The organism is Roseinatronobacter ekhonensis (assembly GCF_900499075.1).
GTDB lineage: Bacteria > Pseudomonadota > Alphaproteobacteria > Rhodobacterales > Rhodobacteraceae > Roseinatronobacter > Roseinatronobacter ekhonensis.
On sequence record NZ_UIHC01000048.1, the window covers coordinates 1 to 19,598 of the forward strand.

Here is a 19,598-nt window from a genome sequence, read left to right on the forward strand (position 1 = left end):
GCCCGCTGGTCAGCGCGATACGCACCGCATCTTGGCGAAATTCGTCCGTCCGTTTCAGTCCCATAGTTCATCTCCTTTGCTGCAGTAAATGCTATCAAAGGGGCGGCATCAAACCGTGACAGGTCCATGATATCTTGTTGTCTGATTTGGAAACCGATGGATTTCTCTGCCACCGCGCGACCGCTGCCCCGATAGAAGAGTTTGTTGTCTACGGGGAACGCTCTTCGGGAACGAATGTGAACAAAAAGGTCATACGCGATGTCTATGGGCTGCGGCCGACCAAGGCCTATGGCTGGAAGCACGGTGCCCCGTCGTTTTTTGCCGCAAGTGCGCGCAGTCTTTTTGTCGTGTCGTTGCGGGATGCGTTCGATTGGTGCGTCAGCATGTATGCCAAACCCTACCATGCCAACGAGGAGGTCAGGTCATACGATTTCGATACCTTCATCCGCGCACCCTGGCTGTCGGTCATGAACGCGCCGGAACCGCACGGGTTGGAGCCGCGTCTGTATAAAAACCAGGTGCTTCAGCCGGATCGCCACATCATAGAGGGGCGAACCTACCGGACTGTGTTCGAGATGCGAACGGTCAAGATGCGCAGTTGGTTGGGCCTGTTGAACCGCGGCGTCAATATCGCGATTATGCGGCACGAAGTGTTCCAGCGTGATCCGCAGGGCTACGCGAGCCGGATTGCTGCGGGTTTCGGCCTGACGGAAAAACGCCCGTTCAAGACACCGGACTACATCTTTGAGAGACGCCCCGTGACCGAGACGCGGCGCGCCCATGCCATAGACCGGCTGCCGCACAATATTGAATATATACGGTCGCAGCTTGATCATGCCCTGGAAGCATCGGTGGGGTATGCCGTGCAGCCGGACAGAGCGCCGATGTCGCGCGAGAATTGAGCCGCGCATTTGGGCACCGCGCCCCGTTGACCTTGGCCGCGTGGCACTTGGCCGGGTGGTGTTCATGTGGCGGCGCGCGTGAAACGGTTCGCGGCTCTTGGCATATTTGGGTGCTTTTCCACATTGCTGGTCGCCCAACCAACCGGGCCGCGATCGCCGCGCGCGTTTAGGGGCGGGTCGAAACCATCGACTGAAGATCGAAAATGGGCAGCAAGATCGCCAGCACCACCACAAGAACGAAACCGCCGACAACCATCATGAGCAACGGGTCAAGCAGCGCTGCAATGCGCTTGCGGTCATTCTCGAGCCAGGAATCCACCAATCGCGCCGCTCTGTCGGTCATTTTGCCCACGCGCGCCGATTGCTCCCCGGCGCTGATAAGCTGACGACAGACCGGCGGGATCATGGACAGATGCCGCATTGCCATGCTCAAGCTCTCCCCACGCTGGATCGCCTGCGTGACCTGCCCGGCCTCGGCCCTGAAATGCTGTTGCGCCAGAACCCGAGCAGCGTTTGCCACAGCATCCAGCGCCGTCTGGCGGCTGGATATCACAAGTGCGAGCGTCTGCAGATATTGCAACGCCGCGGAAAGCCGGATCAACCGTCCGACAACCGGCAGACGCAGCAACGCCCGGTCGGCAAGATCGCGGATCCGCCCCTTTACATGTCGCACCTTGACGGCCGCGCAGGATACAATGGATGCTCCATCTGTGGGTCGGATCAGTCAGTTCAGGTGACAAAATCAGGGGTGACTTGCCCGAGCCCGACAAGCCCATCATGACGGTGATATTGCCTTCCTTGACGTCGAAATTGAGCCTGTGCAACCTTGGCATGTGGATGTGTATCTCCATCATTTCCTGTTTTTCCAAGCTGGCTTCCACGTCGCCGAGCACGCCAGCCCGGTCGGGCCTGACCTTGCGCACGCTCATTCCAACAGGGGCGGCAAAGGGAAACTTCTCCTCCCTTCGCGTCATGGCGACCGTCAGTCAAACATATCGGGCTGGTCTTCGACCAACTGGTTCCAGATGGTCTGGAAATGTAGCCACCCGATATAGTCGCTGCCCACATGCTCGCGCGAATACCGCGCGCGGTCAGCCGGAATATAGGTCGGCTGAATACCCGACGCGGCAATATCAAGCTGTTGCTGGCAGCACCGTTCCAACGCCATGAACCAGAAGGCCGCCGATTCTATGCTGTGGCGGCTGGCCGTCAGCAGCCCGTGATTCTGGTGCAGCGCCGCTTTCACGCCCTTGAACGCCTTGGCCACATTACTGCCCGCGTGGTTTTCCACCGCGACCGCACCGGCCTCGTCGCCGATAATCACATGATCCTCGAAGAACGCGCATGCATCCTGGGTGATGGGCTCTATCGGGCGTCCGGTCGCGCACCATGCGGTGCCGTAAACAGTGTGGGCATGGCACATCGAAATGATGTCGGGGTGTTCGTCATGCACATTGGCGTGCAACACGAACCCTGCACGGTTCACGGCGTAGTTGCCCTCGATCACCTTGCCGTCATGGTCCACAAGGATCAGGTTCGACATCTTCACCTTGGCAAAATGGACGCACATCGGGTTGGTCCAATACAGGTCCGGGTGCTCGGGGTCGCGCACGGTCAGATGGCCTGCGAACCCATAATCGAACCCAGCCTGTGCAAAGGCGCGACAGCTTGCCACCAAGCGTTCCTTGCGGTGGCGGCGCTCGTCCTCGACAGAGGCGAATTCCGGCAATTCAGGGAAGATCAGCCCTTCCTGCTCGGGTTGGTAGATCGAGACACGGTTTCCAAGGTCAAGCATGACAGCCCCTTTCGGATGGGTTGGCGAAAATTATTCCGACAGTATCATTGGCATGGCGGCAACGGGTCAATGATACATCCGCAATGACACTTATCGCCGCCACGAGGGGACGCGCATGAAAGACGACCGATTGCTGGCCATGCGGGTATTTTCCGCCGTGGCCGAAACAGGCGGGTTCACAGCGGCAGCGCAGGCGCTTGGCGTCAGCCAGCCCTTTGTCAGCCAGACCATCGCGCGGCTGGAAGACCGGCTGGGCGTCAGCTTGCTGCACCGGACCACGCGCGGCCATGCGCTGACGGCAGAAGGACAGCTTTATCTGGACGGCTGCCGAAGCGCGATTGACGGCGTTGAACAAGCGGAAGCCGCCTTGCAGACCAGCGCGGAGCAGGTCGCAGGCACCCTGCGTGTGTCGGCACCGCTGGCCTTTGGGCTGGACCGCATCTCGCCGCTATTGCCGGAATTCCTGGCGCAGCACCCGAAGCTGGAACTGGACCTTGTCCTGACCGACGACAGTGTGAACCTTGTCGAGGACCGCATCGACCTGGCCGTGCGCATGGGCACACTGACCGATTCCAGCCTTCGTGCGCGACGGCTCTGCGGCCTGCGCCGCATCGTGGTGGCCGCGCCTGCGCTGGTTGCGCACCATGGCCGCCCCGATACGCCCGCCGATCTGGCCCGCTTTCCATGCCTGTGCTGGGACGGCGCGCGCGCGCATTTGAACCAGTGGGATTTCACCCCCCCCCAAGGCCCCGAACGGTTCGAGGCAACGGGCCGTTTTCGCAGCAATGCAGGGCTGGTGCTGTTTCAGATGTGCGTGAACGGCGTGGGCATCATGCGCTGCGCCGAACATCTGGCCAAACCGGCCATCGCACGGGGCGAACTTGTGCCGCTGCTAGAGGATCACACGGCACAAGACGACGCGGCGTTCCACGCAGTTTTCCTGCCGGGCCGCAATCTGCAACCGCGCTTGCGCGCGATGCTGGATTTCCTTATCGGGCAGTTCAGCGCCCCCGACTGGTAAGCATCCTAACGCGGGATCAACCCCAGCAGATAGGCGCCATAGCCGGTCTTTGCGTAAATCGCCGCGCGCGCTTCCAGACCTTCGACAGTCAGCCAGCCTTGTTCAAAGGCAATCTCTTCGGGGCAACCGACCTGAGTGCCCTGGCGGTCCTGCAATGTGCGCACAAAGTTACCCGCATCCAGCAGGCTTCCATGCGTTCCAGTGTCCAACCACGCGTAGCCGCGCCCCATCAGTTCGACATTCAGCGCGCCGTCATGGCGGTAGGATTCCAGCAGATCGGCAATCTCCAGCTCTCCGCGCGCCGACGGTTGCACGGCGGCGGCGCGGGCGGGCGCGGTTTCGTCCAGAAAATAAAGCCCCGTCACCGCATAGTTGGACGGCGCTTTGGCAGGTTTCTCTACAATCTCTTTCACCGTCCCGTCCGGCGCGAAATCGACAACGCCGTAGCGTTCCGGGTCGCTGACGCGGTAGCCGAATACGGTGCCGCCGGCGCGCACATCGGCCTGCGCCATCTGCGTGGGCAGCCCGTGCCCGTAAAAAATATTGTCCCCCAGCACCATGGCAGACGCGCACCCGTCCAGAAACGACTCTGCCAGAACATATGCCTGCGCCAGCCCTTCGGGCTTGGGCTGCACGATCCATTCCAGCGTGATCCCCCACTGGCTGCCATCGCCCAACAGTCGCTGAAACTGCGCCTGATCCTCGGATGTCGTGATCATCGCGATCTCGCGGATTCCGGCCAACATCAGCACTGACAGTGGATAATAGATCATCGGCTTGTCATAGACGGGCATAAGCTGTTTCGACACGCCTTGCGTAATCGGCCACAACCGAGAACCTGTGCCACCGGCCAGAATAATGCCCTTGCGGTTGGTCATGTCTGTGCTCCAAGCTCTGCCAATACATGCGCAACACCGGCGCGCCAGTCAGGGCGGGTCAGGCCGAACCGGTCCAGTGTCGTGCAATCAAGTCGGGAATTCAGCGGGCGGCGCGCCGGGGTCGGATAGGCACTGGTCGGGATATCATGCACAGTGCAATCCAACCCAGCCTGGGCCATGATCTCGCGCGCGAAATCCGCCCAGCTTGAATCGGGCGCGCCCGCGAAATGGTAGATGCCCGCCTTCGACGGGTCGGCGCGCAACCCGTGCAACATGGTCAGGCAAGCCGCCGCAATGTCACGCGCAGGCGTTGGCCCGCCGATCTGGTCAGCCACGACGTTCAACTCTGCACGCTCGCCGCCCAAACGACGCATGGTTTTCAGAAAATTGGTGCCATGGGCCGAAAACACCCAAGAGGTGCGCAGGATGGCCGTGGTGCCACCGGCGGCAGACACACCCTGCTCACCAAGCAGTTTTGACCGCCCGTAGGCACCCAGCGGCGCAGTTGCGTGGCCCGGTGCAAAGGGCTGCGTGCCCGAGCCGTCAAAGACATAATCGGTCGAGATATGAACCAACGGGATGCCCAACCGCGCGGCTGCTTGCGCCATCGCAGCAGGGGCGTCGCCGTTGATGCGGGTTGCCAGTTCCTCGTCGTCTTCGGCACGGTCCACCGCCGTGTAGGCAGCGGCATTGATAATCCCTGCCGGTTCCATATCCAGGATTAGATCGCGACACGCCTCCGGATCGGCCAGATCGGCACGGTCACGGCCCACGCATTGCGCATCTTGCGCTTGTCGAGCGATCTCTGTCGCCACCTGACCAGTCTTCCCGAACACAAGGATCATGCCGTGACCCCAAGCCGTTCACCGACGCCTGCGCGGTTTTGCAGCGCGCGCCACCAATCCTCATTGGCCAGATACCATTCCACAGTGCGGGCCAGCCCTTGTTCCACTGTCACGGACGGGCGCCAGCCCAATTCCTCGCGGATGCGTGTCGGGTCGATGGCGTAGCGCGCATCATGGCCGGGGCGGTCGGGCACAAAAGTGATCTGGTCGCTGTAGCTGCCCTGCGGTTTGGGACGCAATTCATCAAGTATCGAACACAGCGTCTGCACCAGTTGCAGGTTGCTGCGCTCGTTCTCGCCGCCGATATTGTAGCTGCGCCCCAGCGCGCCTTTCTGCACTACGAGTAGCAGCGCATCGGCGTGGTCCTCCACATACAGCCAGTCGCGTACGTTGGACCCGTCGCCATAAATCGGCAGCGGCTTGCCTGCCAGCGCGTTCAGGATGATGACCGGGATCAGCTTTTCGGGGAAATGGTAGGGACCATAATTGTTCGAGCAGTTTGTCAGCACCACCGGCAAACCGTAGGTATGATGCCAAGCCTGCACCAGATGGTCGCTCGCCGCCTTGCTGGCCGAATAGGGGCTGCGCGGGTCGTAAGAGGTCTCTTCGGTGAACTGGCCCTCGGGGCCCAGCGAGCCGAACACTTCATCCGTGCTGATGTGGTGAAAGCGGAAACTTTCGGGGCGGCCCTTCGCCACCCAATAGGCGCGGGCCGCTTCCAGAAGCGTGTAGGTGCCGGTGATATTGGTGTCGATAAACGTCCCCGGCCCATCGATCGAGCGGTCCACATGGGACTCGGCCGCCAGATGCATGATCGCGTCGGGCCGGTGTTGCGCCAGAATGCGGTCAATCGCCGCGCGGTCACGGATATCGGCCTGCTCAAAGCTGTAAAGCGGGCTGTCCGACACAGTGGAGACATTGTCCAGACAGGCCGCGTAGGTCAGCGCATCCAGATTGACCACGTCAAAGCCGCGCGCGACCGCTTGGCGCACCACCGCAGAGCCGATGAACCCCGCGCCACCTGTTACCAATAGCTTCATGACCCGCGATTACCCTTCATACTCAAATGGCGTCTCGAATGCGTCAAAGGGCGTCGCGGCGGCATCCTTGTCGGACAGGACCGGGGCTTCAACACCCCAATCAATACCCAGACTGTTCCACAACACCGCGCCATCGCATTCCGGCGCGTAATGATCGGTGCATTTGTAGTTAATCTCGGTATCTCGCAAAAGCGTGACGAAGCCGTGCAAAAAACCGGGGGGCACCCAAAGCTGGCGCCCGTTTTCCTCGGTCAACTCTTCTGCCACCCACTTCCCGTAGCGCGGAGAGCCGCGCCGCGCATCGACTGCGACATCCCGCATCGCCCCTCGGGCGCAGCGTACAAGTTTACCCTGTGCGTGGGGTGGGCTTTGAAAATGCAGCCCCCGCAACGTGCCGACCTCTGCCGACATCGAATGGTTGTCCTGCACGAATTCCGGCAGGTCCAGACCTGCGGCGCGCAAGGTCTTGCGGTTCCAGCTTTCGCTGAACCAGCCCCGCGCATCACCAAAGCGGCGCGGGGTTATGACCTTGACCTCTGGCAGTGCGGTTGCGGTGATCTCGGTCATGGGGGCCTCTGGCAAACTGGATTGGCACTTTGCTAATGCCGACCACCCCGTATGTCGAGAGCTAGAAGCGCCCCTCTAGCCGCGCAGCGTGCCGCCTGTTGCTTTCGTAACCTTCGCCACCAGTTTTTCGCCCACCGCGTCAATCTCTTCGTCGGTCAAAGTGCGCGCGCCGGGCTGCAAACGCACCGCGATGGCCAGCGATTTGCGCCCCTCGCCAAGCTGTGCGGCGGCTTTGTCGCCAGCAAACTCGTCGAAGACCTGCACATCGGCGATCAACGCCTTATCGGCGCCCATCGCGGCATTGACCACTTGCGCGGCCTCTACGCCCGCATCCAGCACGAAAGCGAAATCGCGTTCGACCGACTGCAGGCGATTGCCCGACAATGCACCGCGCGCGGTCTTGCGGGCTTTGGGCTGGGGCGGGTTTTCCACCAACACGGTCAGCGCCATAACCGCGCCTTTCAAGCCGTAATGGCGGATGATGCGCGGGTGCACCTCTCCGAACATCGCCATGGGCAATTTCGGGCCCAGCGAAATAATGCCCGCGCGCCCCGGATGGAACCACCCCGGCAGATTGCGGTTGATCTGGAATTTTGCGGGCGCGCCGATGGCCGACAGAACGGCCTCGGCATCGGCCTTGGCGTCATACAGGTCGACCGCGCGGCGGCTGCCATGCGGGTCGCGGTCTGCATTCGCCCCGACCAGAATTGCGGCGGCCTGCATATGCTGTTCGCCCGGTTCGCCACCAGAGAAGGCGGGTCCAACCTCGAACAAGGCCAAGTCCATTGCGCCACGGGCCTGATTGCGCGCTGCCGCTTGCAACAGCCCCGGCAAAAGGTCGGGGCGCATATGGGTCATTTCCGAACTGATCGGGTTTTGCAGGCGCGTGGCATCCGCGCCACCACCGAACAGCGCGGCACTATCGCCGTCAATGAAGCTATAGGTGACGCATTCGTTATAGCCCAACCCGGCCAGCATCCGCCGCGCAGCACGCTCGCGGGTTTGCAGCGGTGTCAGAATGGCGCGCGGCACACCCGCTTGCGGGCGCGGCAGGGGCTTGCCTTCCAGCTTGGTCAAGGACGCGACACGCGCAATTTCCTCAATCAAATCTGCCGAACCGAGCACGTCGGGCCGCCAGCTGGGCGGTGTGGCCATGGCCCCATCCAGCGTGAAGCCCAGCGCTTCCAGCGTTGCACGCTGCTCTGCTTCGGGAATGTCCATGCCGACCAACGAGCCAACGCGCGCAGGGTCGAACGTGTAGCTGCGGGTGGTGTCGGGCACCGCACCGTCGAAAACGACTTCGGACGCCGCGCCGCCGCACAGGTCCAGCACCATACGGGTCGCCAGTTCCAGCCCATCGCGCGTGAACGCAGGGTCCACGCCCCGCTCGAACCGGTAGCGCGCGTCCGAATTGATCTTCAGTGCGCGGCCCGTGGCGGCGATCGTAATCGGATCCCAATAGGCCGACTCGATGAAGACATCGACGGTCTCCTCGGAACAGCCAGAGGCCGCGCCGCCCATAACGCCGGCAATGCTTTCTGGTCCGTGGTCGTCGGAAATGACCATCTGGCCCGCGCCAAGCGTGTAGGTCTTGTCATCCAAAGCGACGATCCCTTCGCCGCCCTGAGCGGGATGAACGCGCAAATCGCCCGAAACCTTGGCCGCATCGAACACGTGCAACGGGCGGTTCAGATCGAACGTGAAAAAATTGGTAATATCCACCAGCGCCGAGATGGGCCGCAGCCCAATCGCACGCAGGCGCTTTTGCAGCCAGTCGGGCGATGGCCCGTTTTGGACACCGCGCACAAGGCGACCGGCAAAAAACGGGCAGCCCTTTTCGATCAGTTCCGGCGCAATCTGCACGCCGATGGGGCAGCGAAATTCGCCCGTCACCGGCTCTACGTCCAAGGGCTTCAACGTGCCAAGACCGCGCGCCGCCAGATCGCGGGCGATGCCGCGCACGCCCAGCGCATCCGGGCGGTTGGGCGTGATCGCGATTTCGATGACCGGGTCGTTCGCACCTGCGTAATCAATGTAGCGCGCGCCCAAAGGCGCATCGGCAGGCAGGTCGATGATCCCGTCGTGGTCTTCGGACAATTCCAACTCGCGTTCAGAACACAGCATGCCGTTGCTGGCCTGACCGCGAATGACCCCCGGTTTCAGGTCCACACCCGTGCCCGGCACATGCGTGCCCACGGGGGCAAAGACACCCACCAGACCGGTGCGCGCATTCGGTGCGCCGCAGACGACCTGAACCTCTTCCGAGGGGCTGTCGGGGCCGTTCGGCCATGCTTCGACACGGCACAGACGCAAGCGGTCGGCATCGGGGTGCTGCACGGCCTCTATCACCCGCGCGATGGTAAACGCGCCCAGGCTGGCGGCGGGATCACTCACGCCCTCCACTTCCAGCCCCAGATCGGTCAGCGCATATAGCACGTCATCCAGTGTGGCGGTGGTGTCCAGATGGTCCTTCAACCAAGACATGGTGAATTTCATGTGTCCGTCTCCGGCCTGTTGGTCTGTTACCGCCTCCGCCTAGCGCGAAACGGGGGCGGGGAAAAGCTGCTCAGCGCGATGCGCTGTCGTCAGTGTCCTCGGCCTTGTCGTCATCCTCGTCCTCGGGCAGGTTGAAGAAGCTGTCGGCATCCGAATAATCCGCCGAAGATTTCTGGTCTTCTTCTTCCTCGGTTTTCATGTCGCTGACAGAGAAGTTCTCAAGCTCTGCAATGCCTGCGGGCATTTTCGAGTCTGCGTCCATCTCCAGCGACTGTTCGGTCGAGACCAGCTTGCGGCGTTCGTCATCGGACATGACACGACCCTCTTTCGCCTGCTTGTCGGCAGCTTTCTGAACTTCCTTGTCCAGCTCCGACTGGCGGCACAGGCCAAGCGCAACCGGGTCGATCGGTTGCAGATTGGAAATATTCCAATGCGTGCGCTCGCGGATCGCGGCAATCGTGGAATTCGTCGTGCCGACAAGGCGGCGGATCTGCGCATCGGCCAATTCCGGGTGGAACTTGACCAGCCACAAGATAGAGGCCGGACGATCCTGCCGCTTGGACAAAGGCGTATAGCGCGGGCCTCGGCGTTTTTCCTCGCCCTCGGCGGCAGGGTTGTATTTCAGCTTCAGCGCGTAGCGGGGGTCTTTCTCGCCGCGCTCAATTTCGATGGCGTCAAGCTGGTTGTTGGCGACGGGGTCAAAGCCCTTCACGCCACCCGCAACATCGCCATCGGCAATGCCCTGCACTTCCAACTCGTGCAGACCGCAGAAATCGGCAATCTGTTTGAAGCTGAGCGTGGTGTTGTCCACCAGCCACACGGCGGTGGCCTTGGCCATAAGCGGTTTCGACATGAGCGGCGCTCCTGTATCTGGTGTGGCGGCACGCTTGACGCGCGCGCATGGGTTATCATGTGCCGGGAACCGGCTGCAGGGGACCCTGCCTCTCCTCGCTATCGGGGGATGATCGGGTTATAGCCAAGTCGGACTGCAAGGGGAAGGGCAAATGCAACACCTGTTACGCAAGGGATTGGGCGCGCTGGCGGTGCTTGTCATGGCCGGTTTTTACCTGATAGGCGAACAAGCCGACAGTTCCGAGCGGGGCGATTATTTCCTGTTGGCGCTCAGTTGGGCACCAAGCTGGTGCGAAGCCGAAGGCGAGGCGCGCGATGCCCCCCAATGCGCCAATGGCACGGGATGGCAGGTGCACGGGTTATGGCCGCAATTTGCTGCAGGCGGTTGGCCCGAATTTTGCGAAACCGACGCGCGCGACCCCAGCCGCGCGCAAACACGCGCAATGGCCGATATCATGGGCGATGGCGGTCTGGCATGGTATCAGTGGAAAAAGCACGGCCGATGCAGCGGAATGAGCGCCGAGACGTATTTCGACAATACCCGCGCCGCGTTCGAGCGATTGCGCTGGCCCGATGCGCTGACCGACATCAACCGCGCGACCCGCGCGGCGCCGGACGCGATTGAAAGCGCCTTTCGCAACGCCAATCCGGAATTCGGCGCGGATATGGTGATCGCCACCTGTCGCGACGGAAATTTGCAGGAATTGCGCCTGTGCCTGACATCTGACATGGCCCCGCGCGACTGCACCCCGGATGTCTTGGAACGCGTGTGCCGTGCGCGCCAAGTCACCTTGCCACCGCGATAGTCGCGGCACGCTGCCGCCGGCATAGGCCAAGTCATCTTGCGGTCGGCGCTTGTCTAAAACGCCCCGGGTTCGCCATCTGCCTTAATCGCGGGCAAACCGCGATGTTCAACTGACCGCTTGCGCTGCCCCTAGCGCGCCATCATCAACCCGTCGCGGTGCAAATGCGCCAAGGTCTGGTCCAGCGCACGGCGAGCGCGGTCGATAAGCATGTCGATATCGACATTCGTGATGACCAACGGTGGTGCAATAATCATCCGGTCGCCCACATGGCGCATCACCAGGTTGTTGGCAAAACAATACTCGCGGCAGATATATCCTGCGGTCCCGGGCTCCATGGCAAAGCCCGCGCGGCTGGCCTTGTCAGGCGTCAGTGCAAGGCTTGCCATCAACCCGCGACTGACCGCCTCTCCGACAAGCGGATGGTCGGACAGGCTGCTCCAAGCCTGCGCAAGATAGGGCGCTGTGGTCTCGCGCACGCGGTCTACAATCCGCTCTTCGGCCAGAATGCGCAGGTTTTCCAGCGCAACCGCCGCCGCGACCGGATGGCCGGAATAGGTATAGCCGTGGTTGAATTCATCCTGCGCGACAACCTGTGCGACTTCGTCGCAGACAATCGAACCGCCAATCGGCTGATAGCCAGAGGACAGCCCCTTGGCCACCGTCATGATATGCGGGCGAATGCCGTAGCTTTGCGATCCGAACCAATGGCCCAACCGCCCGAAGCCGGTAATCACCTCGTCTGCGATCAGAAGGATGCCATACTGGTCCACAATCCTTTGCACTTCGGGCCAGTAGCTCTCGGGCGGGATGATGACACCGCCCGCGCCCTGCACCGGTTCCGCAATAAATGCGGCCACGTTTTCGGGCCCCAGCTCCAGAATTTTCGCCTCTAGCTGGCCTGCGCGCTCCAGCCCGAACGCCTCCGGCGTCGTATCGCCCCCCTCGCCCCACCAATAGGGCTGGTCGATATGCACGATACCGGGGATCGGCATGCCGCCCTGCGCGTGCATCGCGGCCATTCCACCCAAAGACCCGCCGCCCATCGTGGACCCGTGATAGGCGTTGCGACGCGCGATGATTGTGCGGCGCTCGGGTTGCCCCTTCAACGCCCAATACTGGCGCACAAGGCGAATATTGGTGTCATTCGCTTCAGAGCCGGACCCGGCAAAGAACACATGGTTCAGATTGTCCGGTGCCAGCTCTGCCAATTTGGCCGCAAGCGTGATGGCCGGCACATGGCTGGTCTGGAAGAACGTGTTGTAAAAGGGCAATTCCCGCATCTGGCGCGCGGCGGCCTCTGCCAGTTCATGGCGGCCATAGCCGATATTGACGCACCACAGCCCGGCCATACCGTCAATCAGTTCCACGCCCTCGCTATCGGTCAGCCGGACGCCGTCAGCGCGCGTGATGATCCGCGCGCCCTTTTCCGCCAAGGCCCCGTTCGCGGTAAACGGGTGCATATGGTGGGCTGCGTCCAGCGCCTGTAGGTCCGCTGTGGGAAGCGTGTTGGTCAAAGGCATGAAATGCTCCGAAAAAGAGGTCGCGCGCAGCATAGATGCCGCGCCAAGGTGGTCAAGCAAAGCCGCGTTCCAACTTCATCTTGCCCCAAATACTCACACCGCCGGGCGACAGCCCGGCGGCGCGACGTGTCGGCCCAAGCGGCGCTTAGAAAAATGCCTGAAGCCCGGTCTGCGCGCGCCCCAAGATCAGCGCATGCACGTCATGCGTGCCCTCATAGGTGTTCACCGTTTCCAGGTTCACCATATGGCGCATGACCTGATATTCCTCTGAAATGCCATTGCCGCCATGCATGTCACGGGCCTGCCGCGCAACATCCAGCGCCTTGCCGCAATTGTTGCGTTTGATCAGGCTGATCATTTCCGGCGCGGCTTGCGCCGTATCCATCAGGCGTCCTACCTGTAGCGCGGCTTGCAGGCCCAAGGCGATTTCGGTCTGCATATCGGCCAGTTTCTTCTGGAACAGTTGCGTGCCCGCCAGCGGCTTGTCGAACTGCTTGCGGTCCAGCCCGTATTGTCGCGCGCCGTGCCAGCAGAATTCGGCGGCGCCCATGACACCCCAAGCAATCCCGTAGCGCGCGCGGTTCAGGCAGCCGAACGGGCCTTTCAGCCCTTCGACATAGGGTAAAAGCGCGTCTTCGCCGACCTCGACCCCATCCATCACGATCTCGCCGGTGGTCGAGGCGCGCAAGCTCAGCTTGCCGCCGATCTTGGGCGCACTCAGCCCAGTCATGCCCTTTTCCAGAATGAACCCGCGAATGCGACCGCCATGCGCGTCGGACTTGGCCCAGACCACGAAGACATCGGCAAAGGGGCTGTTGGAAATCCATATCTTCGCGCCGGTTAGCTTGTAGCCGTTGGCAGTTTTCTCGGCGCGGGTCTTCATGCCGGCGGGGTCAGACCCGGCGTCAGGTTCTGTCAGGCCGAAACAGCCGATCAGGTCGCCCGAACACAGGCCGGGCAGGTATTTCTGCCGCTGCTCTTCCGAGCCATAGGCATAGATCGGGTAAATCACGAGCGAAGATTGCACCGACATCATGCTGCGATAGCCGGAATCGACGCGCTCAATCTCGCGCGCGATCAGGCCGTAGGTGACGTAATTGGCCCCCAGCCCACCATACTCTTCGGGCAGTGTCGCACCCAGCAACCCTGCCTGCCCCATCAAGGGGAACAACTCTGGCGCAACCGTCTCTTCGCGGTAGGCGTCGATCACGCGAGGTTGCAGCTTGGTTTGCGCAAAATCATGCGCCGCGTCGCGCAGCATGCGCTCATCTTCAGACAGTTGGGCTTCCAGCCGAAGCGGGTCATCCCACGTGAATGCCCCCAGTTCGGCAGCGTCTTTGGGTTTCAGGGTTGGCTTATCCAACGGCATCGCATCCTCCGGTGTCAGACTGGTTTCGCATGGTATATCTTGCATAGAGCTCACAATAAATGGATATATCGGAAAGCTACCATTCCAAAATGGAATACTAATGCCGCAACCCGCTTCCCCTGCGCCCCGCCGCGATCTGCCCGCCACCCCGACGCTGCAAGCCTTCGAGGCTGTGGCCCGCCTTGGCAGCTTTACCGCCGCAGCACAGGAACTGTCGCTGACGCAATCGGCTGTGTCGCGGCAGGTCGCAGCGCTGGAGCGTCAGCTTGGCGTGGCTCTTTTGCAGCGCAGCCCGCGCGATGTGGTGCCCACGCCGGAAGGCGCGGATTACGCTAACGCCGTGCGTGCGGCTTTGGGCCAGTTGCGGCACGCCGCGCTGGCGCTTCGGTCCAGCCCCAACCAGTTGACGCTGGCCATATTGCCCACCTTCGGCACCCGCTGGCTGATGCCGCGCCTGCCGCGCTTTTTGCGCCGCCACCCGGACATTACGGTGCATTTCGCAACGCGGATCGGGCAGATAGACCTTGCTGCGCAGGGGCTGGACGCCGCAATTCATGCAGGCCGCCCGGATTGGCCGGGGGCCGATGCGACCTTGTTGATGGATGATCGCGTGCTGCCCTGTGCGGCTCCATCGGGTGCGACCGAAACTCCGGCCCAGATCGCACGTCGCCCGCGGCTGGCGCTGGCGTCGCGGCCGCGTGAATGGGCCGATTGGTGCGCAGCTCATGACGTGCCAGACCACGGCGCGCCGCAGATGGTCTTTGAACACTTCTCGACCTTGGGTCAGGCCTGCATATCCGGCCTTGGTGTCGCGCTGTTGCCGGGGTTCCTGTTCCAGCCGGAAATGGCGCGCGGCGAGCTGCTGCCACTTGGTCCTGCATGGGCCAATGGCGCGGGATATTGGTTGATGACGCCGAAATCCGCGCGGCCCAACCCCGCCACGGCGGCCTTTCGCGACTGGCTGCTGACAGAGGTTACGCGCGGCGACGGGGCTTTCGCTTGACAGACTGGCTTGGTAAGCTTGAACGCCAGCGCATAAGGCCGCCTCATGACCACGCCCAAGTCTACCGCCAAAACCCGTGTCACGCTTGTTGGTGCCATGGTCAATATCGTGCTGTCCGTGGCCAAGATCACGGCAGGTGCGGCGCTGGCCAGCCCCGCGCTGGTGGCGGACGGGGTGCATTCGTTGTCCGACCTTGTGTCGGACGTGCTGGTCCTATGGGCCCTGCGTCATTCCGGGCTTGCGCCGGACGCGGACCATCCCTACGGCCACGGGCGGTTCGAAACACTGGCCACGCTGGCCTTGGCAGCGGTGCTGGCGCTGACGGGGGTCGGCATTGCATGGGATGCGGGCGCGCGGCTTCTGGCCGGAACGATCGGCGCGCCGGGCCTTTGGGCACTTGCCGTGATTGCGCTGTCCATCGTGGCGAAAGAAGCGCTTTACCATTACACTAGTGCGGTTGGCGCGCAGACCGGCTCGCGCATGATCATCGCCAATGCGTGGCACCACAGGACCGATGCGCTGTCCTCTGTCGTCGCACTGGCGGGTGTCGGCGCGGCGCAACTTGGCTGGGGCTGGGGCGACCCGCTTGCCGCCATCATCATTGCTGCCATGCTGGGCCGCGTGGCATGGGATTTCGGCAAAGGCGCTGTGGATGAACTGGTCGACACACAAGCCCCCGACGGGCTACGCGCCGATCTGCAAGACAGCCTGACCCGCACGCCGGGCGTCGAAGGGCTGCGCGACCTGCGCATGCGCCAGCACGGTGCGCGTGCCGTTGCAGATGTGTCCGTCATGGTGGACCCGCATATCACCGTCACCGAAGGCCACCGCATCGCCGAAGCCGCGCGCGCCGATGCTTTGGACCGAATCGACGCGCTTGAAGACCTGATCATCCATGTCGAACCGGCGGGCCATTTCGACGGGTTCGGCGCAACCGAAGCGCCCTTGCGCGGCGAGATCGAAGGTATGATCCTGACTTTGGCACAATCACACCCGATGGTCGCCAAGGTCGCGCGCGTTCAGCTTGGCTATCTGCAAGACGGGTTGCATGTTGAGCTTCTGGCCAGCCTGCAGGCCACAGCCGATCATGCCGCCACCGAAGCAGAGTTGACCGCTACCTTGCGCCAGACCCTGCCGGAATTGCGCGCACTCAGCCTGCATCGGCACTCTGGCGGGCAAGTTGACGCGCCGCCAAAGGACGCTCCGTCGGGCTTGCATGGCTAGAGCGCGCAAGCCATAACCCCGATCATGGCCAAAGCCCAAGCCCAGTTTACATGCACTGCCTGCGGCGCGTCCCATCGCAAATGGGCGGGCCAATGCGAGGCATGCGGCGGCTGGAACACGATTGTCGAGGAAGCGCCGCTGTCGCGCGGCCCGGGCGCGCGCGCCATGAAGGGCAAGACCATCACGCTGGGGTCACTGGCAGATTCAGAGGCCCCTCCGCCGCGCCAGACCTCTGGCATGAACGAGCTGGACCGCGTGCTGGGCGGCGGCTTGGTCGCGGCGTCTGCCATCCTTGTTGGCGGCGATCCGGGCATCGGCAAATCAACGCTTTTGTTGCAGGCCACGGCGGCATTCGCCCGCGCGGGCGCACGCTGCATGTATATCTCTGGCGAGGAAGCAGCAGCGCAGGTGCGGCTGCGCGCCGCCCGCCTGGGCCTGTCGGATGCGCCGGTGCAGCTTGGGGCCGAAACCCATCTGCGCGACATCCTGACCACGCTGGACGCAGAACGCCCCGACCTTGTGGTGATCGATTCGATCCAGACCATGTGGCTGGATACCGTGGACAGCGCGCCCGGGTCCGTTGCACAGGTGCGCGCGGCGTCGCATGAGCTGGTCAGCTTCGCCAAACGGCGCGGCGTGTCGGTGGTGATCGTCGGACATGTCACCAAGGAGGGCCAGATCGCGGGCCCCCGCGTGGTCGAACACATGGTCGACACGGTGCTCTATTTCGAAGGCGAGCGCGGGCACCAGTTCCGCATCCTGCGCGCAGTCAAGAACCGCTTTGGCCCGGCAGACGAAATTGGCGTGTTCGAGATGACGGGCAGCGGGTTGGCAGAGGTGGCGAACCCCTCGGCCCTGTTCCTGTCCGAACGCGGCACGCCCGCCCCCGGCTCGGTTGTTTTTGCCGGCATGGAGGGCACACGGCCCGTTCTGACCGAAATTCAAGCGCTTGTCGCGCCCTCGCCACTTGGCACCCCGCGCCGCACCGTGGTCGGGCTGGACAGCGCACGACTGTCCACCGTCATGGCCGTGCTGGAAGCGCGCTGCGGCATTCCGTTTGCCGGGATGGACGTGTTCCTGAACGTCGCGGGCGGCATGCGGGTCATGGAACCCGCCGCCGATCTGGCACTGGCCTGCGCGCTACTCTCGGCGCGCGAAGATCATGCATTGCCGCCCGAAACCGTGGTTTTTGGCGAAATCAGCCTGTCCGGGGCATTGCGTCCGGTGGTTCAGACCGAAAACAGGTTGAAAGAAGCCCAAAAACTTGGTTTTAGCGCAGCTATCGGCCCAAGCCTTGCCAAACCAATCGACTTGGGCGGAATGCGGCTGAATCAGATGCCCGATTTGGCGCAGGTTGTTGGACAAGTATTCGGCGCGGGATGACCCGCCAAACAGGAGTTAGGTCATGGACGCGTTTACACTTGTCGATGCCGGGGTTGCCGTTGTTATCATCGTGTCGGGCATTCTGGCCTATTCGCGCGGTTTCGTGCGCGAAACACTGGCGATCATCGGCTGGATCGTGGCCGCCGTCCTTGCCTTCATGCTGGCCCCTGCCGCCCAGCCCCTGATCCGCGAAATCCCGTATGTGGGCGATTTTCTGGGCGATAGCTGCGAATTGACCGTGATCGCGGCCTTTGCCGCCGTGTTCGCGCTGGCGCTTGTTCTGGCGTCACTCTTTACGCCGCTGTTTTCATCTTTCATTCGCAATTCGGCACTGGGCGGCATTGACCAGGGCTTGGGGTTCTTCTTTGGGGTTGTGCGCGGCATTCTGCTGGTCGCCGTGGCACTGCTGGTCTTTGACCGCGCTGTGCCGCCCGGCTCGGTAGAGATGGTGGAAAATTCGCGCTCGGCGGCCGTGTTCAGCCAGCTTTCCGGCAACCTGAATGAGGCCGTGCCATCTGACGCACCCAACTGGCTTGTCGCGCGGTATGAGCAACTGACCGCCGGTTGCCGCTAGGCTGCGCGAATGACGCCGGGCGCAAGGCTGCAATCGGCCATAGAGATCCTTGACCGAATTCTTGCGCGGCAACCCGCCGAACAAGCCCTGACCAACTGGGCCCGCGGCCACCGGTTTGCCGGGTCAAAAGACCGCGCGGCAATCCGCGATCATGTGTTTGATTGCATCCGCTGCAAACGGTCCTTCGCGCATCTGGGTGGCCGCACCGACGGGCGGGGGCTGGTGCTGGGCCTGTTGCGCGATGCGGGCACCGACCCGGAAACGCTGTTCACGGGCGAAGGCTATGGCCCGCGCAAACTTGCGCAAGACGATATGCCCGATCCGGCCCCGATGCCGCGTGCGGTCGCGCTCGATTGCCCGGATTGGCTGCTGCCAGAGCTTGACCGCAGTTTGGGCGCCAACACTGACCAGGTGCTTTTGGCCATGCGGCATCGTGCGCCGGTGTTCTTGCGGGTGAACGAGGCCCGCGCCACACGCGAGCAGGCCGCAGCCCTGCTCGCGGCAGACGGGATCGAAACCCGGCCCGTGCCCCTGGCAAACACCGCGTTGGAGGTCACGGCGCAAGCGCGGCGCGTACGCCAGTCCGCTGCGTTTGCCGACGGGTTGATCGAATTGCAGGACGCCGCCTCGCAGGCTGTGATCGCTGCGCTACCCGACATATCCGGCGCAAAGGTGCTGGACTATTGCGCGGGCGGCGGTGGCAAGGCGCTGGCGATGGCCGCGCGCGGGGCAGACGTCACCGCTCATGACGCCGACGCGGCCCGAATGAAAGACCTGCCCGAGCGCGCAGCCCGCGCCGGCGTGCAAATCGCGTGTTGTGCCCGCCCCGAGGGTGTTTTCGACCTCGTTCTTGCAGATGTGCCATGTTCCGGCAGCGGCGCATGGCGGCGCGCGCCCGAAGGCAAATGGGCGCTGACCCCGGACCGCTTGGCACAGCTTCGCACATTGCAACAAGAGATCCTTGCGAAAGCGTGGGCACATGTGCGGCCCGGCGGCTGCCTTGCCTATGCGACATGCTCTCTGCTGGATGTGGAAAACGATCTGGCCGTGGCGTGTTTCGCCACGACGATCGGCGGCAGAAGCCCAAGCAACACTCTCAACCTGACGCCATTGGATGGCGGTGACGGGTTCTTCGGATCACTCATCCATAAGGCGATCTAACTGCATCTTTAGATTGCGCGCACCCACAGCGCGGTTATACTCCGAGTCCTGCAGAAGCCGAATTTGTTGACTTGACTGCTGGGTTTGGAACGATTCAGCTATTGCTTATGATCCGCCCTGACTTTCTTTCCTCACCAGCCCGCCTCGAGCTTGAGGCTTGCG

The 19,598-nt window shown here is 62.7% G+C and carries 18 protein-coding genes; 8 read left to right on the top strand and 10 right to left on the bottom strand.

Annotated elements, in window-relative coordinates; all coding sequences use genetic code 11:
- Window positions 1–137 precede the first annotated feature (137 nt).
- The gene (locus tag ROE7235_RS15755) at window positions 138–902 is read left to right on the top strand and encodes a hypothetical protein (RefSeq protein WP_147434241.1); all 765 of its coding nucleotides are present in this window, start codon (window positions 138–140) and stop codon (window positions 900–902) included.
- 166 nt (window positions 903–1,068) lie between these two features.
- On the opposite strand, the gene ROE7235_RS15760 is transcribed toward ROE7235_RS15755, so the two are convergent.
- On the bottom strand, window positions 1,069–1,575 hold the full coding sequence (locus ROE7235_RS15760) for a type II secretion system F family protein (protein ID WP_245963997.1): 507 nt from the start codon (window positions 1,573–1,575) through the stop codon (window positions 1,069–1,071).
- A gap of 309 nt (window positions 1,576–1,884) precedes the next feature.
- Entirely contained in the window at window positions 1,885–2,697 is an 813-nt protein-coding gene (locus tag ROE7235_RS15765; protein WP_121096447.1) for a class II aldolase/adducin family protein, read from the bottom strand.
- 115 nt (window positions 2,698–2,812) lie between these two features.
- Here ROE7235_RS15765 and ROE7235_RS15770 point away from each other — a divergent pair, with 115 nt between their 5' ends.
- On the top strand, window positions 2,813–3,718 hold the full coding sequence (locus tag ROE7235_RS15770; RefSeq protein ID WP_121096448.1) for a LysR family transcriptional regulator: 906 nt from the start codon (window positions 2,813–2,815) through the stop codon (window positions 3,716–3,718).
- Between the two features lie 5 nt (window positions 3,719–3,723).
- On the opposite strand, the gene rfbA is transcribed toward ROE7235_RS15770, so the two are convergent.
- The 6 genes from rfbA to ROE7235_RS15800 all read right to left on the bottom strand — a co-directional run bounded on the left by rfbA (window position 3,724) and on the right by ROE7235_RS15800 (window position 10,397).
- Window positions 3,724–4,596, bottom strand: coding sequence for a glucose-1-phosphate thymidylyltransferase RfbA (gene rfbA, locus ROE7235_RS15775; protein ID WP_121096449.1), 873 nt, complete (start codon window positions 4,594–4,596; stop codon window positions 3,724–3,726).
- A complete protein-coding gene (gene rfbD / locus ROE7235_RS15780; protein WP_121096450.1) occupies window positions 4,593–5,441 on the bottom strand; it encodes a dTDP-4-dehydrorhamnose reductase in 849 nt (282 codons plus the stop codon). Before rfbD ends, rfbA begins: the two co-directional genes overlap by 4 nt.
- Entirely contained in the window at window positions 5,438–6,481 is a 1,044-nt protein-coding gene (gene rfbB, locus ROE7235_RS15785) for a dTDP-glucose 4,6-dehydratase (RefSeq protein WP_121096451.1), read from the bottom strand. Before rfbB ends, rfbD begins: the two co-directional genes overlap by 4 nt.
- A 9-nt stretch (window positions 6,482–6,490) precedes the next feature.
- Window positions 6,491–7,048 (bottom strand): dTDP-4-dehydrorhamnose 3,5-epimerase, encoded by a 558-nt coding sequence (gene rfbC, locus ROE7235_RS15790; RefSeq protein ID WP_121096452.1) that lies wholly within the window; start codon window positions 7,046–7,048, stop codon window positions 6,491–6,493.
- Between the two features lie 75 nt (window positions 7,049–7,123).
- Window positions 7,124–9,544 carry a phenylalanine--tRNA ligase subunit beta gene (pheT, locus tag ROE7235_RS15795; RefSeq protein ID WP_121096453.1) on the bottom strand — a complete coding sequence of 807 codons (2,421 nt, stop codon included), beginning with the start codon at window positions 9,542–9,544 and terminating at the stop codon, window positions 7,124–7,126.
- A gap of 70 nt (window positions 9,545–9,614) precedes the next feature.
- A complete protein-coding gene (locus ROE7235_RS15800; RefSeq protein ID WP_121096454.1) occupies window positions 9,615–10,397 on the bottom strand; it encodes a DUF1013 domain-containing protein in 783 nt (260 codons plus the stop codon).
- Window positions 10,398–10,548: 151 nt separating this feature from the next.
- Between ROE7235_RS15800 and ROE7235_RS15805 the strand changes: the two genes are divergently transcribed.
- Window positions 10,549–11,202 (top strand): ribonuclease T2 family protein, encoded by a 654-nt coding sequence (locus ROE7235_RS15805; protein ID WP_121096455.1) that lies wholly within the window; start codon window positions 10,549–10,551, stop codon window positions 11,200–11,202.
- A gap of 128 nt (window positions 11,203–11,330) precedes the next feature.
- On the opposite strand, the gene ROE7235_RS15810 is transcribed toward ROE7235_RS15805, so the two are convergent.
- Both ROE7235_RS15810 and ROE7235_RS15815 read right to left on the bottom strand, forming a co-directional pair.
- Window positions 11,331–12,722, bottom strand: a complete 1,392-nt coding sequence (locus ROE7235_RS15810) for an aspartate aminotransferase family protein (protein WP_121096461.1) — start codon at window positions 12,720–12,722, stop codon at window positions 11,331–11,333.
- Window positions 12,723–12,867: 145 nt separating this feature from the next.
- Window positions 12,868–14,091 carry an acyl-CoA dehydrogenase gene (locus ROE7235_RS15815; protein WP_121096462.1) on the bottom strand — a complete coding sequence of 408 codons (1,224 nt, stop codon included), beginning with the start codon at window positions 14,089–14,091 and terminating at the stop codon, window positions 12,868–12,870.
- A 100-nt stretch (window positions 14,092–14,191) separates the two neighbouring features.
- On the opposite strand from ROE7235_RS15815, the gene ROE7235_RS15820 reads away from it, so the two are divergent.
- Genes ROE7235_RS15820 through ROE7235_RS15840 form a run of 5 tightly spaced genes read left to right on the top strand, consistent with a single transcriptional unit; the run spans window position 14,192 to window position 19,436 of the window.
- Window positions 14,192–15,094 (top strand): LysR family transcriptional regulator, encoded by a 903-nt coding sequence (locus ROE7235_RS15820; RefSeq protein ID WP_121096456.1) that lies wholly within the window; start codon window positions 14,192–14,194, stop codon window positions 15,092–15,094.
- 45 nt (window positions 15,095–15,139) lie between these two features.
- Window positions 15,140–16,318, top strand: a complete 1,179-nt coding sequence (locus ROE7235_RS15825; protein WP_121096457.1) for a cation diffusion facilitator family transporter — start codon at window positions 15,140–15,142, stop codon at window positions 16,316–16,318.
- Between the two features lie 24 nt (window positions 16,319–16,342).
- Window positions 16,343–17,701, top strand: coding sequence for a DNA repair protein RadA (gene radA, locus ROE7235_RS15830; protein ID WP_121096458.1), 1,359 nt, complete (start codon window positions 16,343–16,345; stop codon window positions 17,699–17,701).
- Between the two features lie 22 nt (window positions 17,702–17,723).
- Window positions 17,724–18,275 carry a CvpA family protein gene (locus tag ROE7235_RS15835; RefSeq protein ID WP_121096459.1) on the top strand — a complete coding sequence of 184 codons (552 nt, stop codon included), beginning with the start codon at window positions 17,724–17,726 and terminating at the stop codon, window positions 18,273–18,275.
- A gap of 9 nt (window positions 18,276–18,284) precedes the next feature.
- Window positions 18,285–19,436 (top strand): RsmB/NOP family class I SAM-dependent RNA methyltransferase, encoded by a 1,152-nt coding sequence (locus ROE7235_RS15840; RefSeq protein WP_121096460.1) that lies wholly within the window; start codon window positions 18,285–18,287, stop codon window positions 19,434–19,436.
- Window positions 19,437–19,598 lie beyond the last annotated feature (162 nt).

Coding starts and splice junctions, on each gene's coding strand:
- radA (WP_121096458.1), top strand. CDS start 16,343: ATGGCCAAAGCCCAAGCCCAGTTTACATGCACTGCCTGCGGCGCGTCC.
- ROE7235_RS15815 (WP_121096462.1), bottom strand. CDS start 14,091: ATGCCGTTGGATAAGCCAACCCTGAAACCCAAAGACGCTGCCGAACTG.
- rfbA (WP_121096449.1), bottom strand. CDS start 4,596: ATGACCAACCGCAAGGGCATTATTCTGGCCGGTGGCACAGGTTCTCGG.
- ROE7235_RS15840 (WP_121096460.1), top strand. CDS start 18,285: ATGACGCCGGGCGCAAGGCTGCAATCGGCCATAGAGATCCTTGACCGA.
- ROE7235_RS15800 (WP_121096454.1), bottom strand. CDS start 10,397: ATGTCGAAACCGCTTATGGCCAAGGCCACCGCCGTGTGGCTGGTGGAC.
- rfbB (WP_121096451.1), bottom strand. CDS start 6,481: ATGAAGCTATTGGTAACAGGTGGCGCGGGGTTCATCGGCTCTGCGGTG.
- ROE7235_RS15770 (WP_121096448.1), top strand. CDS start 2,813: ATGAAAGACGACCGATTGCTGGCCATGCGGGTATTTTCCGCCGTGGCC.
- ROE7235_RS15835 (WP_121096459.1), top strand. CDS start 17,724: ATGGACGCGTTTACACTTGTCGATGCCGGGGTTGCCGTTGTTATCATC.
- pheT (WP_121096453.1), bottom strand. CDS start 9,544: ATGAAATTCACCATGTCTTGGTTGAAGGACCATCTGGACACCACCGCC.
- ROE7235_RS15805 (WP_121096455.1), top strand. CDS start 10,549: ATGCAACACCTGTTACGCAAGGGATTGGGCGCGCTGGCGGTGCTTGTC.
- ROE7235_RS15825 (WP_121096457.1), top strand. CDS start 15,140: ATGACCACGCCCAAGTCTACCGCCAAAACCCGTGTCACGCTTGTTGGT.
- ROE7235_RS15820 (WP_121096456.1), top strand. CDS start 14,192: ATGCCGCAACCCGCTTCCCCTGCGCCCCGCCGCGATCTGCCCGCCACC.
- ROE7235_RS15765 (WP_121096447.1), bottom strand. CDS start 2,697: ATGCTTGACCTTGGAAACCGTGTCTCGATCTACCAACCCGAGCAGGAA.
- rfbC (WP_121096452.1), bottom strand. CDS start 7,048: ATGACCGAGATCACCGCAACCGCACTGCCAGAGGTCAAGGTCATAACC.
- rfbD (WP_121096450.1), bottom strand. CDS start 5,441: ATGATCCTTGTGTTCGGGAAGACTGGTCAGGTGGCGACAGAGATCGCT.
- ROE7235_RS15810 (WP_121096461.1), bottom strand. CDS start 12,722: ATGCCTTTGACCAACACGCTTCCCACAGCGGACCTACAGGCGCTGGAC.